The 14,143-nt window shown below is 56.2% G+C and carries 15 protein-coding genes and 1 pseudogene; all 16 read left to right on the top strand.

Annotated elements, in window-relative coordinates; genetic code table 11:
• Positions 1-326 precede the first annotated feature (326 nt).
• Positions 327-1,481, top strand: a complete 1,155-nt coding sequence (locus AC0L7S_RS14365) for a transporter substrate-binding domain-containing protein (RefSeq protein WP_473471666.1) — start codon at positions 327-329, stop codon at positions 1,479-1,481.
• A gap of 12 nt (positions 1,482-1,493) precedes the next feature.
• On the top strand, positions 1,494-1,910 hold the full coding sequence (locus AC0L7S_RS14370) for an ANTAR domain-containing response regulator (protein ID WP_473471667.1): 417 nt from the start codon (positions 1,494-1,496) through the stop codon (positions 1,908-1,910).
• A gap of 49 nt (positions 1,911-1,959) precedes the next feature.
• Positions 1,960-2,103 carry an ANTAR domain-containing protein gene (locus tag AC0L7S_RS14375; RefSeq protein ID WP_473471668.1) on the top strand — a complete coding sequence of 48 codons (144 nt, stop codon included), beginning with the start codon at positions 1,960-1,962 and terminating at the stop codon, positions 2,101-2,103.
• Between the two features lie 457 nt (positions 2,104-2,560).
• Positions 2,561-3,808 (top strand): transporter substrate-binding domain-containing protein, encoded by a 1,248-nt coding sequence (locus AC0L7S_RS14380; RefSeq protein ID WP_473471669.1) that lies wholly within the window; start codon positions 2,561-2,563, stop codon positions 3,806-3,808.
• Positions 3,809-3,889: 81 nt separating this feature from the next.
• Positions 3,890-4,780 carry an urea ABC transporter permease subunit UrtB gene (gene urtB / locus AC0L7S_RS14385; RefSeq protein ID WP_473471670.1) on the top strand — a complete coding sequence of 297 codons (891 nt, stop codon included), beginning with the start codon at positions 3,890-3,892 and terminating at the stop codon, positions 4,778-4,780.
• Between the two features lie 48 nt (positions 4,781-4,828).
• The gene (gene urtC / locus AC0L7S_RS14390; RefSeq protein WP_473471671.1) at positions 4,829-5,914 is read left to right on the top strand and encodes an urea ABC transporter permease subunit UrtC; all 1,086 of its coding nucleotides are present in this window, start codon (positions 4,829-4,831) and stop codon (positions 5,912-5,914) included.
• A 19-nt stretch (positions 5,915-5,933) separates the two neighbouring features.
• Positions 5,934-6,716: an urea ABC transporter ATP-binding protein UrtD gene (gene urtD / locus AC0L7S_RS14395; RefSeq protein ID WP_473474305.1), complete on the top strand. Its 783-nt coding sequence runs from the start codon at positions 5,934-5,936 to the stop codon at positions 6,714-6,716.
• Positions 6,709-7,404 (top strand): urea ABC transporter ATP-binding subunit UrtE, encoded by a 696-nt coding sequence (gene urtE, locus AC0L7S_RS14400; protein ID WP_473471672.1) that lies wholly within the window; start codon positions 6,709-6,711, stop codon positions 7,402-7,404. Before urtD ends, urtE begins: the two co-directional genes overlap by 8 nt.
• Before the next feature lie 49 nt (positions 7,405-7,453).
• Positions 7,454-7,906, top strand: a complete 453-nt coding sequence (gene ureE, locus AC0L7S_RS14405) for an urease accessory protein UreE (protein ID WP_473471673.1) — start codon at positions 7,454-7,456, stop codon at positions 7,904-7,906.
• The gene (locus tag AC0L7S_RS14410; protein ID WP_473471674.1) at positions 7,903-8,589 is read left to right on the top strand and encodes an urease accessory protein UreF; all 687 of its coding nucleotides are present in this window, start codon (positions 7,903-7,905) and stop codon (positions 8,587-8,589) included. Before ureE ends, AC0L7S_RS14410 begins: the two co-directional genes overlap by 4 nt.
• 57 nt (positions 8,590-8,646) lie before the next feature.
• Positions 8,647-9,342, top strand: a complete 696-nt coding sequence (locus tag AC0L7S_RS14415) for an urease subunit beta (RefSeq protein ID WP_473471675.1) — start codon at positions 8,647-8,649, stop codon at positions 9,340-9,342.
• Positions 9,343-9,355: 13 nt separating this feature from the next.
• On the top strand, positions 9,356-11,068 hold the full coding sequence (gene ureC, locus AC0L7S_RS14420) for an urease subunit alpha (RefSeq protein WP_473471676.1): 1,713 nt from the start codon (positions 9,356-9,358) through the stop codon (positions 11,066-11,068).
• Between the two features lie 4 nt (positions 11,069-11,072).
• Positions 11,073-11,720 carry an urease accessory protein UreG gene (gene ureG, locus AC0L7S_RS14425; RefSeq protein WP_473471677.1) on the top strand — a complete coding sequence of 216 codons (648 nt, stop codon included), beginning with the start codon at positions 11,073-11,075 and terminating at the stop codon, positions 11,718-11,720.
• On the top strand, positions 11,717-12,595 hold the full coding sequence (locus AC0L7S_RS14430) for an urease accessory protein UreD (RefSeq protein ID WP_473471678.1): 879 nt from the start codon (positions 11,717-11,719) through the stop codon (positions 12,593-12,595). The genes ureG and AC0L7S_RS14430 overlap by 4 nt, the downstream gene beginning before the upstream one ends.
• 66 nt (positions 12,596-12,661) lie before the next feature.
• A pseudogene (locus AC0L7S_RS14435) lies at positions 12,662-13,258 on the top strand (HupE/UreJ family protein); the annotation flags it as partial.
• Positions 13,259-13,360: 102 nt separating this feature from the next.
• Positions 13,361-14,128, top strand: a complete 768-nt coding sequence (locus AC0L7S_RS14440; RefSeq protein WP_473474306.1) for a helix-turn-helix domain-containing protein — start codon at positions 13,361-13,363, stop codon at positions 14,126-14,128.
• Positions 14,129-14,143 lie beyond the last annotated feature (15 nt).

The following is a 14,143-nucleotide window of genomic DNA, read 5'->3' on the forward strand; positions in this document are numbered from 1 at the left end:
CTTTTGGGCGACATGCATTAGGTGTCGGCGTCATCATAGCGTTGTCAGTCGCGTTCGCCTTGGATGGTGCTTCCGCCTCAAACCTCCATCGAGTGTGGGTGCTCATCCCGGCTTGCTGCCATGACGATATGGGTCAGGAGAGGCCTGCCGCCGTGGGCGCACCTTCATTTCAAATGCTTCTGATGCGTTGCAATTTCGCGACCAGCGCGATATTGCATTGATATTCGAAACAGTGGCGTTTCCAAGTTCAGCTGCGCAATATCTACGCGCGCGGCTTGCGTATGGCTGCATTTGCTGACTTGGGCGCCCATAGATGGCATGTTCGCATGAAAAGTGATGACTGGCGCATCGGTGCGTTGTTTTCTCGCAGTGGCGTAACTGCTGCAGCAGAAATTGCCGAGGCAAATGCGACATTGTTGGCCACCGAAGAAATCAACGCTTCCGGTGGGGTTCTGGGCCGGCAAATTGCGCCCGTTTTTTATGATCCTGGGTGTTCGGCCAAGCAATACCGGGATCTTGCCGTGCGCTTGCTTACCCAGGATGGTATCCGCAACATCTTCGGTTGCTACATGTCTACCGCACGCAAGTCGGTGCTTCCCGAGGTTGAGGCTTATAGAGGTCTTCTGTTTTATCCAACTTTTTATGAGGGTTTCGAGTATTCAAAGCGGTGCTTCTACACGGGGTCTTCGTCGAACCAGAACGCGGTACAATTAGCGCGATATCTCGTCGAGAATTTCGGAACGAGAATACTCCTTGTCGGCTCCAACTATGTATTTCCATATGAGTATAACAGGGTTGTTACCGACCTCGTGATACAGGCGAACGGAAGTATCGTTGACGAGATGTATGTTCCCGTTGACGCTGTTCGAAAAGATTTTGACCATGTTTTCAAGCAGATCAAAAAACTGAAACCGGACGTGGTGGTTTCAACGGTTGTGGGAACCGGCGCGATACTGCTCTATGAAGCCTATAAGGAAGCTGGCTTTGATACAGACGTGATGCCCATAGCCAGCCTGACAACCACAGAAGCGGAAGTTGCAGAAATGTTACCGGAGGTGGCCGTCGGTCATCTGACGTCTGCATCATTTTTCGAGACATTGGATACGCCGGATGCCAAGCGCTTTGTTGCGGCATTCAAAGCGCGGTTCGGTGCGAATGCGCCTGTTACGGCCAGTGCCGAAGCCGCATATTTCCAGGTGCATCTTTACGCAAAGGCGTTGGCGTTGGCCAAGACAGACGAACCCGAAGCAATAGCCAGCCATTTGGCGGGATTGGAGTTTGATGCGCCGCAAGGCCGGGTGCGCATTGATCCGGACAATCATCATACGGAACTCTGGTCGCGTATTGGCCGGATCAATTCGGAAGGGAAGTTCGATATTGTTTGGCAATCCGAAACAAGGATCAAGCCGGATCCATACTTCGTCTCGGTGTCATTGAATGACTGGAAGATCACACCAAATCGACAGAAGCAACAAGCTTAGCGGATTCGGACGGTGTCGACCAAAATCCTGGAAGACCTAAAAGGGCTGCGCGTTCAGGTAATTCACCCTCCTGATCGCGAGGGCGTGGCACTCGTCGAACATCTTCGACGCATCGGTTGCAATTGCGAGGCAACCTGGCCACTTCCCAAGGCCATAGAATCTTCGGCCGTTGTTGTGCTTGTTTCTATCGAACGAGAAAATCGCGATAAAATCCTGCGCCTGTTCCGGACGGCGCAACCTTCGGACCCGGCATTATTGGCGGTGGTCTCATTTGAAGATCCCAGCACGCTGCAAGTCGTACTGGAATGCGGCGCGCTCGCGGTTATTGAACGGCCTATTCGACCGTTCGGCCTTCTCACTAATCTGACAATTGCCCGGTCACTGTGGCTGGAACGGCAGAACGCTGGCAAGCAGAATCCGCAAGCTTGAGCGCAAGCTTGCGGGCAACAACAGAATTCTCAAAGCCAAGGGGATTCTCATGGAAACGCAAGGCTTAACAGAGCGAGATGCATATGAAAGCATCCGCAAGCAGGCTATGTCGAAGCGCTTGTCGATGGACGAACTTGCGGCGGCGATAATCAATGCGCATGAACTCTTGACCTACAAACAGTTACATGAGTAGTATGAAAAATAATTGACGCTCAGGAATTCTGTGCGTTCGTGGTGTGTGACAATGCTGTCGCCACCCATAGGCTGGGTAGCCCGCAAGTCCTTGTGAAAGGATTGGCGGGTTTTTTTGTTTATGATTTGGCCAACAGTGTTGTTGGTCATGCTGATGCAAGCTGGCGCTGCTCGCGTATTCGCTGGCGATTTCGGATGAACCGCTGCGGCGCTCGTTCCGACATGGAAAACGATGCAACGACCAAGCCATCATCTGGCCTGCCAGCCTGATAATGCGGACGAAGACCTATTCTCATTTCATGGGAGAGGACGCCGGTTATTGGAGTGAATGCCGGGAAATCAGAAAGCAAAAAAGCCCTTTCGAGGGCGGAGCGACAAATAACAAGACGCCATTCAATGGCGCTGGCGCAACACGAGAAGAAAACAAAAAAGCACCAAAGCGTGCACTAGGAGGAGCCATGAAAAATCAATCTCGTCGTACATTTCTGAAAGCAACCGGTCTCGCTGCTGCCGGGCTGGCAACGCCGTCCATTTTGCGACTTGGCGACAAAGCCTGGGCCGCAGATGAAATCCCGGTAGGTATCATGTATTCGCTGACGGGCACCACGGCGATCGTCGAAAAGTCGATGAATCAATGTGCACAGATGGCAATTGATGAGATCAATTCCAAAGGCGGTGTTCTTGGCCGAAAACTGCGCGCAATAATCGAAGACCCCGCATCCGAGCCTCGCATTTATAGCGAAAAGGCCCGCAAGCTCGTCATTGACGATCAGGTACCGGTCATTTTCGGCTGTTACACAACAGCCAGCCGCAAGGCCGTTCTGCCGGTGGTCGAGCGGCGCAAGGGTCTGCTTGTCTGGCCAACCTGGTATGAGGGTGAAGAGTGTTCCAAGAACGTACTTTATGCCGGCTCGGCAGTTCCAAATCAGCAGCTTGAGAATTCCATTCCCTGGCTGCAGAAGAACCTCGGCAAGAACAAGCTGTTCATTGTCGGTTCGGACTACGCCTTCCCGCGCGGCATGGCCAAGACGTCGAAGACCATATGCGAGAAGATTGGTATGGAAGTGGTGGGTGACGAATATCTGCCGCTTGGCCATACCGAATGGGCCTCGATGGTGTCCAAGATCGGCTCAAGCGGCGCCGACGTAATTTTCTCGAATGTTGTTGGTGACTCTATCGTCGCCTTCTATCGCGAATTGCGCAATCAGGGCTACGATTTCGACAAGCTTCCATTATGCTCATCGACTACGACGGAAGTCGAGATCAAGGCCATGGGGCCAGAATACGCCTTGGGCAGCTACGTTTCCTTGCCTTACTTCGAGACCGTCGATACGCCGCAAAACAAAACTTTCGTGGAAGCGTTCAAGGCATATGCCGGCGCTGACGCCGTCACGCACGCCGCCATGGAGGCTGTCTATATCGGCGTGAATATGTGGGCTATGGCGGCGGAGAAGGCTGGCGACGTGTCGCCCGAAGCGGTCGTCGCCAGCGCCGGGGGCCTCTCCTTCGACGCGCCGCAGGGCAAGGTGACGATCGATCCCGAAAATCTGCACAGCTACCTGACGCCCCGGATCGGCAAGACACGGGAAGACGGCTTGCTGGATATTGTCGACGAGTATGCCGAACCTCTGGTGCCGCTTCCATATTCGAGCGTTGGCGAGACTGCGGACAATCGGATCTGCACTACGTCAGGTGCCAAACTTTAGCAATTAGCTACTGCAAAGTGTGTCGGTCGGCGCTTTCGTGGTGCCGGCTGGCAACCTCGCAACCGGCCAGGCAAGAGCGACATGGAAACATTTGTTATAGGGCTAAGCATTGCGTCCATATTGTTTATGGTCGCCCTTGGGTTGGCGATCATCTACGGCACAATGAATGTCATTAATCTCGCCCACGGCGAAATGGTGATGATCGGAGCCTACACAACTGTGTTGGCAACCACTCATCTTGGGTTCAACATCTATCTGTGTTTACCTCTGGCCTTCCTCGTAACGGCTGCATTTGGATTTGTTATCGAGAAAACGGTTGTTAGCCGTCTCTATGGGCGATTACTCGATACACTTCTGGCGACCTGGGGCATTGCCCTCATCCTACAGCAATTGGTGCGCATTCATTTTGGCCTTGGGCTGTTTGGAATTGAAATAGAGGGGTTGGGTTCTGGCCTGCAGAACGTTCCCGTTCCGTCGGAACTCCAGCAGGCATTCCATGTGTTTGGTGCCAATATTCCCGTTTATCGCACTTTTGTTTTCGCTATGGCGCTGGCTCTCGGTGCGGTTAGCTGGTGGCTAATATTCAAGACACGGTTTGGGAGCCAACTCCGTGCGGTTTCTGTGGCGCGCAATACAGCGGCCGCATGCGGTATTAATGACAAGCGCGTCAATACACTCGCCTTTGCCTATGGCTCGGGTCTGGCAGGGGTGGCTGGCGTCCTTGTCTCCGGTTTCAAGACTGTGTCGCCTGACATGGGGACACCCTATGTCGTGGACGCATTCCTTGTGGTGGTTGCTGGTGGCGTCGGCCACCTATTGGGGACATTTGCGGCTGCCGGCATTCTCGGGGAAGTCCAGAGTTTTGTGGCAATGTGGCTCAACGATGTCTATGGGCGCACCGTCCTGTTCATCGTGGTCATCCTTATTCTCCTGTTCAAGCCTCAGGGTCTCTTCGTAACGAAGAGCCGTTGAATTTGATCGAAACAATGATGATTGGTTGACAGCAACATGGACGGGCGAATGAATTCACGAATAGCCACCCTTGTCGCGTACGTAGCGTTCTTTGCCGTTCTGCTGGTGCTTCCATTTTTCCTGAGCAGCTTCTGGACCAATAGAATTGCGACTTATCTCGTCTATTCCCTGTGCGCTTTGAGTATCTCCATGTCGTGGGGATATGCGGGCATCCTTAGCCTCGGCCAAGGTCTGTTTTTTGGCATGGGCGCCTACATGTTGGCGATGTCTCTTACACTCGCCGTGCCGGAGAACAATCCGGTCCCGGAGTTGATGCTGCTCAACATGGAACCTGATGCGATACGCGATCTTTGCTGCGTGACGACCGGTTCGTTCCTGTGGATTCCATTTCGATCCGTCGCGGTGGGGATGATTGCCGGCATCGTCGTTCCATGTTTGCTCGCTCTATTTATCGGATATGTGATGTTCAAGCGGCGCACGACCGGCGTTTATGTAAGCATCATAACACTGGCATTTGCCTTGATCGGGCAGTTGCTAATCATCAATAATCAACCGTTGACCGGTGGCTTTAATGGATTGGCCAGCCTCGCCTTGCTCAATGTGGGCGGATTCGAGTTCGATCCCTACGGACCGAGTATTTATTATCTCGTCACCTTCGTTCTGCTCGCAGTCATCCTTCTTGCCCGTTACCTATTGTCAGGTCGCATAGGTCAGGTTCTCAAGGCGATACGCGAGGATGAGGCGCGCGCGCGATATCTCGGCTATGATGTTGAGAACTATAAACTGTTCATCTTTTGCGTTTCGGCTGGAGTGGCTGGTCTGGCGGGGATGCTTTTCACGCTGACTTCCGAGTTCGCGACGCCGTCCCTTATGGCCACGTCGTTCAGCATTTCAATGGTGATCTGGGCCGCGACTGGAGGGCGGGCATCTCTTCTTGGCGCGTGTATAGGTGCCTTGATGGTGAACTTCATCGGTTCGCTTGCCAGTGAGAGCGTAACGTTTCAGCCAGTGTGGCCGATCATCCTGGGTGCCTTGTTCGTGTTTGTCGTCCTGGTCATGCCGAACGGAATTGCGGGGATATTCAAGAGCTTTATCGAAAGCCGGTCGGCATCCAAACTCGCTGAGGAGGGATAGTGTTGTGACAGCAATTCACATGAATGTGCACGCTGAAGCCGCTGCGCCTGCCTCCGCCATACTTCGGACACGCAACCTGACCGTGAGGTTTGACGAGTTTCCAGCCGTGCAGAATGTCGACCTGACGATTGGGGAAGGCGAATTGCGGGTGGTGATCGGTGCGAATGGCGCAGGTAAATCCACTCTTCTTGACCTTCTATGTGGCAAGACGCTGCCTTCTGAAGGTGAGATATGGCTGCGCGATCGCAACATTACAGGTATCGGAGAAGCGGCAATTGCAAGGAGCGGTCTGGGCCGCAAATTCCAGACGCCAACGGTCTTCAAGGATATGACCGTACTGGAAAACCTTCAGGTTGCCAGCAATCGGCAGGTCCGCGTTTTCCAAAATTTACTTCAGCGAGTATTGTCCAAGCCGAGTGATCGGGAGGCTGAGGTAGCCGAGCGAACCGGCTTGCTTGGTTCGATCAACCGAAAAGCGTCAGAGCTTTCGCACGGACAACTCCAATGGCTCGAACTTGCCATGGTCCTGATTCAAGGCCCTGAAATCATACTTCTCGACGAACCGGCGGCTGGCATGACCGCAGCCGAGACCGAGAAGACGGCAGAATTACTCCTCGATCTCGCCGGCCAGCACACGGTTATGGTGATCGAACATGACATGGCATTTGTTCGGCAAATCTGCCGCACGATCACCGTCCTGCATCAGGGGTCAGTTCTGGCCGAAGGAACGGCGGAGGAGATCGAGCACAACCCTGCTGTCATTGAGGCATATCTTGGATCGGCGACGCTCAGCCATGCTTAAAATCAGCAACATCGACGTGTTCTACGGAACCAGCCATATTATCCACGATCTCAACCTGGATATCCGCAAGGGCGAAATTTTCTGCATTCTCGGCCGTAATGGTGTTGGCAAAACGACACTCCTACGTAGCCTGTTGGGTATCGATGTCCGCACATCGGGAACGATCGAATTCGATGGTACCGACATAAGTCGCTTTCTGACTTATCAGCGGGCCCGATATGGAATCGGGTATGTCCCGCAAGGTCGCGAAATCGTTCCGGGCTTGTCTGTTCTCGATAATATTTTGCTTGGTTGCAATGCGCGTGCCGATGGTCAGGCGTCGGTGCCTCCATTGGTGTGGTCGTTATTTCCTTTTCTCAAGGATCATCTCAACCGGCGTGGCACCAACCTCTCAGGCGGTCAGCAGCAGCAGCTTGCGATTGCCAGGGCGCTGGCAACCGATCCACGAATTCTGGTGCTCGATGAGCCGACGGAAGGCATCCAGCCCAATGTCGTGGAAGAGATCGAGAAAGCCATCATTTCCCTCAACCGCGATCATGGGCTGACGATCATTCTCGTCGAGCAGAAGATCCGTTTTGCCCGCACTGCGGCCCATCGCTTTGCCATTCTTGAGAAGGGTCGGATTGCTGCGTCCGGTGAAACCACCGAACTCAGCAACGATCTGATCCACAAGCACATGAGCCTGTGATCATGGGGGTCAACTGCATGTCGAGTTTCTACCAGGAAGGATTTGTTGAATGATCCGTGTCGAAAGCATTCTTGGCAGCAGGGTAGATCCGGCCTTTCACGACAGGATCCACCATTTGGCCCATCATGACGCGGTTGCCGTCGTGACTGTCGCGACTGACGATCTCGCCCGTCGCAGATTGCTGGCGCGCACGGACCGGGGCGAGGAGGTCGCGATCACCCTGCCACGCGACCAGAAGCTATATGACGGCGCGGTTCTTCTTTTGGAGGCCGACCGTGCCGTGGTGGTGCGCGCTGGCGAGCAACGCTGGCTAAGGATATCTCCGCGCTCAGTCAGTGACGCGCTGGAACTTGGCTATCATTGCGGCAACCTTCATTGGCGTGTGCGGTTTGACGGCGATGACGTGTTGGTAGCGCTGGATGGACCTGCCGCAAACTATGCAGCGCGCATCGAACCGCTGATCGCCGCAGACCGCGTAATTCTGACGGAGGAACGGCAATGAGCGGCCCTGTTCAAGCAGGGTTCCTGTTGGCGTTGCAACACGCGGACAGCCAGTTTCCGTCGGGCGGCTTTGCGTTTTCGCAAGGACTTGAGGCATCGGCGCAACTCTCTGACAAGCTTGGGCCATTCGATTTTGCGGGCTTCATCGAGATGCAAATCCGGCATCGCTGGGCGAGTGCCGATCGGGTTGCGTTGGTTCGCGCGCACCGGCTTTGTGGCGATCTGGCTTTGCTGGTCGAACTCGACCACGAAGTTGAAGCATCGACATTCATGGCCGGGCTGCGCGCAGGCTCCAAACGTAACGGGATGGCGCTGCTGACCACCCATTCGCGCACCGGAACGGCAGGCGCGGCAAGCTATCGCGCCATGGTGCGTGAAGGTCGGGCCTGTGGTCACCTGGCGGTTGTTCAAGGTCTGTTATGGCAAGCACTTGGTCTCGACGAGGCGAGTGCTGTTGCAATCGGCGGCTATCAAGCCGCTGCCTCACTAGCCACAGCCGCGGTGCGTCTCGGCATCGTTGGTGCGATCGAGGCTCAAGCTGCGATCGGAGCGGCACTTCCGCAAATCGAGGCAGCCTGCGCTGAACCGCTGGCGGACGATGAGCCGCTTCGCTCTTTTACACCGCTGAGCGAGATAGCGGTGGCTTTGCATGGCACATCGGGTCAGCGCCTGTTCTCCAATTAGGGAATGGCGGTGGCTTCGAGTGTGTCACGGGAACTGGAATGAGGAGGATTGCCTGCCATGTTGTTGACCCCAACCGAACTTGAACGGCTGACGATCTACACAGCCGCCGAGCTTGCTCGCAAGCGCCGCGCCAAGGGCCTCTTACTCAATTTCCCCGAGGCTGTGGCGCTGATTTCCGACGAGATTCTCGAAGGTGCGCGAGAAGGGCGTTCTGTTGCCGAGATGATGTCGGCTGGCTCCCAGATACTCACACAGGCCGACGTTATGCCCGGTGTGGCTGCAATGCTGCCGATGCTGCAAGTGGAAGGGACGTTTCGTGATGGCACCAAACTGGTCACCATCCACGAACCGCTGCGCCCCGTTGCGGGTGGTGAGGTGGACAATCTCGAACCGGGTGGGATCATACCGGGCGAAGGTGACATCGAACTCAATGCCGAACGCCGCAAGGCCAAGCTCACGGTCGTCAACACTGGCGACCGCCCGGTCCAGATCGGATCGCATTTTCATTTCTTCGAAGCCAATCGCGCACTGGAGTTCGATCGTGAGGCGGCCTTTGGCATGCGGCTCGATATTCCCGCCGGAACAGCGGTTCGCCTGGAGCCGGGACAGGAAAAGGAAGTCTCACTGACCACATTTGGCGGCGACCAACGTCTGTCGGGCCTCAATGGGTTGACCGATGGGCAAGCTAACGATCCGAAGGTCAAGAAAGTGGCGCTTGAACGCGCCAAAGCAGCCGGATTCCGCGGCGCATAGAGGAGGAAGCATCATGGCTAGACTTTCACGGCGCGACTATGCGGCAATGTATGGTCCTACCACTGGAGATGGCGTGCAACTCGGCGACACGAGCCTGGTCGCGGTTATTGAACATGACCATGCTGTCTATGGCGACGAGTGTTTGCATGGCGGCGGCAAGACATTGCGCGATGGCGCAGGCATGGCCGCCGGCGTTACCAGCGCAGAGGGCGCACTGGACTTCTTGTTGTGCAACGTCACGGTAATCGATGCCGTGGTTGGCATCGTCAAGGGTGATCTCGGCATCAAGGATGGCAAGATCGTCGGCATCGGCAAGGCCGGTAATCCGGCTATCATGGACGGGGTCGATCCGCGGCTGATTGTGTCTGCGGCAACCACGGTTCGCGACTGCGAAGGGTTGATCGCCACCGCCGGTGCGATCGACGTGCATGTTCATTTCGACAGTGCCCAGCTTTGCGAACACGCCATTTCGTCCGGTATCACGACGATGCTTGGCGGGTCGTTGGGGCCGATCACAGTGGGTATCGATTGCGGCGGAGCATTCAATGTCGGCAAGATGCTGCAGGCCGCGGAACAATGGCCGATCAATTTCGGCTTTCTTGGCCGCGGCAATTCACACAAATCAGCCTCGCTCGTCGAGCAGATGGAGGCGGGCTGTCTTGGTCTTAAACTGCATGAAGACTGGGGTTCCATGCCGACGGCAATCGACACCTGCCTGAGTGTGGCAGAAGATCTCGATTTCCCCGTTCAGATACATACAGACACGCTCAATGAGTCGGGCTTTCTCGAAGATACGCTGGCGGCTGTAAAGGGCCGCACCATTCACATGTACCATACCGAAGGTGCGGGCGGCGGCCATGCGCCCGATATCATCCGCGTGGCCGGCGTGCCTTGGTGCCTGCCGTCTTCGACCAATCCGACCAATCCCTACACGATCAATACCTTTGACGAACATCTTGACATGACGATGGTCTGTCATCACCTCAACCCGGCCATTCCGGAGGACGTGGCTTTCGCCGAAAGCCGCATTCGTGCGCAGACCATCGCCGCCGAAGATGTCCTGCATGATATTGGTGCGATCTCCATGCTTGGTTCTGACAGCCAGGGCATGGGCCGGATCAACGAGGTAATTTGCCGGACATGGCAACTTGCCGACAAGATGAAGAAACAACGCGGCCCCCTACCTGAAGAGGCCGCCGGTCTTGGTGACAACGAACGTATCAAGCGCTTCATTGCCAAATATACGATCAATGCGGCGCGGACCTTCGGCATTGCCGAGCATATCGGCTCTCTGGAAGACGGCAAGATGGCTGACATCGTCATCTGGCGTCCGGCATTCTTCGGCATCAAGCCCGAACTCGTCATCAAGGGCGGTTTCATCGCCTGGGGTGCGATGGGTGACAGTGCAGCTTCTCTGATGACCTGTGAACCACTGATGCTAAGGCCGCAATGGGGTGCGTTCGGGCGGGCCAAACAGGCGCTTTCGGCCTGTTTCGTCAATCCTTTGGCCATTGAGCGGGATATTGCTGCAACGCTTGATCTCAAGAAATCGCTGTTGCCTTCGCGCGGCACGCGCAGCCTGACGAAGAAGGACATGCTGCACAACGATGCCTGTCCCGAAATTCGGGTGGACCCGCAAACCTTCGATGTTTTCGTTGACGGCGAACTGGCGACCTGTGAGCCCGCTCACGAACTGCCGTTGACGCAACGCTATATGCTGAGGTGATGCGATGAATGTTCAGGTTTCTTCCGGCGTCGAGGCTCCTTCACGCGTGGGTGCGGCTCGCATCGGTATTGGCGGCCCGGTCGGCTCGGGCAAAACGGCATTGATCGAACGCCTGATCCCGGCATTTGCAGAACGTGGCGTGTCGCTGGCAATTGTCACCAACGATCTGGTCACGGCCGAGGACGCTGAGCGCATCCGCCGTTCAGGTCTGATCGACCCGGCTCGCGTTGCCGCAGTCGAAGCGGGTGCCTGTCCGCATACGGTCATTCGTGAAGACCCGACCCTCAATATTGCTGCTGCCGACGATCTGGAGGCCCGCTTTCCTGAAGTGGAACTGATCCTGATTGAAAGCGGGGGCGATAATCTGGCCTCGACCTTCTCGCTCGATCTTGTCGACTGGTGGATGTTCGTCATCGACGTTGCCGGAGGCGACGACATCCCGCGCAAAAACGGGCCGGGCGTAATCAAGTGCGATCTACTGGTCGTCAACAAAATTGATCTGGCACCGCATGTCGGCGTCGACCTGAAGCGCATGGAAAGCGATGCGACTTCGGCGCGATCCGGGCGATCGATTGTGCTCACAAATTGTCGCTTGGGTGAGGGCATAACCGCAATCACTGAGCGTATCATCAAGGAAGTGCTGTTCAGATGACAAGTCACTGGCCTCAGCCCATGCAATTGGCGTCGCAACCGTCTGCTGCCTTGAATGGCGATGGTGTCGGGCGTTTCGAGGTGGAGCTTCTGCGTCATGGACCGCGTACGCGTATCGGCCGCCAGTTTGTCTCGTATCCCTTTCACCTGACCCGGCCATTTGCTTTGGACGCAGCGCTTCCATCGCTGCTTACCATTTACCAGCAATCCTCATCGGGAGGTCTTTATCGCGCCGATCGTTTGTCGTGCCGTTATGAAGTTGGTACCGAGGCGGCGGCTCACATCACCACGCAGGCGGCAACGGTCGTGCATGATTGCCATGGTCAGCCTGTCACACACACAACCAAAATCACTGTCGGTGAGGGCGGGTTTCTGGCGCTTACACCTGATCCGCTCGTGTTGTTTCCGGGCGCGGCGTGCAGGACCACGATCGAGGCAGGCATCGCTCCCGGTGCCGTGCTTTTGCTGGGTGATGCCTTTTGTAGCCACGATCCGCAAGCCCGGTCGCGGTCCTTTGACCAACTCAGCAGCGACGTCACAATCCGGGATGAAGGCGACCGGCTGCTTGTGCGCGATAGTTTTCAGGTGTCGGGATCAGCATTGATCGGGAAGGCCTCGCCAATTGGGGATTGGCGCGTCGTTTCCAATTACATGCTCGTGGGGGAGGCGGCGCGGTTGCCGGACCGTGCTGCCCTCGATGTTCTGGCAGGCGATGAGCGCATCGCCGTCGGGCTTACCGAACTTGCAAACAATGCCGGATGGGGGGTCCGCTGTCTCGCGACGGATGCGGTTGCAGCGGGCGTTTTTTCGGAACGTCTCTTTGCCCTGGCGGTACGCGAAGCCCTTGGTCAATCGCCGGTGCCCCGACGCAAGTAGAAATCCACGAACGGACCCGATGGGGCCACGTCAATTCTGATCAACACGAATGGAAGGAACCAGATAATGAACAGGAACCTGCTTAAATTTGCTGGCGCTGCCGCAGTTCTGGCAATCACATCACAGGCGGCTTATGCGCATGTCGGCGTTGGTCAGGCCAGTGGTTTTGCCCATGGTTTCTGGCACCCTCTGGGAGGGTTGGACCATGTCCTTGCAATGGTCATGGTTGGACTTCTGGCCGCTCAACTTGGCGGTCGCGCCGTCTGGCTCGTCCCGGCAGCCTTCTTGTCAGTTATGATGATTGGCGGTGTATTGGGGATGGCCGGCATTGCCGTTCCGCTCGTGGAACTTGGTATCGGCCTGTCCGTCGTCGTTCTTGGTGCGGCGGTTGCGCTGGGCATGAGGATTGCCGTGGTTTTCGCCATGGCGTTGGTTGGCTTTTTTGCAATATTTCATGGCTACGCCCATGGCGCAGAAATGCCCGAAACCGGATCCGGCTTGGCCTATGGTGCGGGTTTTGTCTTGGCAACGGCAATGCTTCATGCGGCGGGCCTTGGTTTTGGTAGCGCGCTGTCGCGTAAAATCGACAATACAGGTGCAAGTCTCGTCAGGGTTGCCGGCGGTGTCACCGCCGTCGCCGGTGTGGCAATCGTTGCCGGTCTTTTTAGGAAAATCCGCACCAACTGGAGTTCGCTGCGCCGAGGTTCAGCGCCGGAATCAACCAACCGAAACGACAATGACAGAAAGCACGGGAGGCATAGACAAATGGGGAAAGTTGTTTTCGACCTGTGCGGGGAGACGGGGCAAGCCTCTACCCCGAACACACGACGATCTTCTCCGGTGCCCGTCCGGGTTTCGCTTCCTGCACTCAGGGAGCCATTAAACCCTGAATCTTCGGATGCCGTTCGTGGAATTTCGCGTGCTGCCGCCGATCGTCAGACCCGGTTTAGCGAACAGGGATTGTTGCAAGCATCCATAGGGCGCAAGGTGCGCGACACGCGACGCCACCATGATGTGAACGGTGCCCGCCTGGCCGAGGCGGCGGGAATATCCGTCGGGATGCTTTCTCGCATCGAGAACGGCACCATTTCTCCTTCGCTTGGAACACTTGAAGCTTTGGCAGGGGCGCTGGGATTGCCCATAACATCGCTGTTGCGCCAACATAGCGAGACGAGAAAAGCCATATTTGTCAGGGCAGGAGAAGCCAGGGCTGTTCAAAGGGCCGGGCGGCAAAATGAGGTTCGCCCGCGCCAGCCCGTTGTTCATCGAGCCGCCAGCGCTGACGGCACCACGGTCGAAACGCGACTGGTCGAATTTACGACGCCTACTTCTGAATTCCCAAGAGTCAGGCGTGATGGCACGCATTTCCTGTACGTCCTGGAGGGAGAACTGATCTACCGGAACGAGAAGAACCGCTATCGCATGCGCGCGGGCGACAGCTTATCTCTGGGTGCGAATGTACGCCACGGTCTTGCCGATCTGCTGACATTGCCCGTGCGGCTCCTTTGCGTCCGCTCGTTTCGAACGGCGTAGCTTTCTCGGGTTGGC

The organism is Mesorhizobium sp. G2-6-1 (assembly GCF_055809095.1).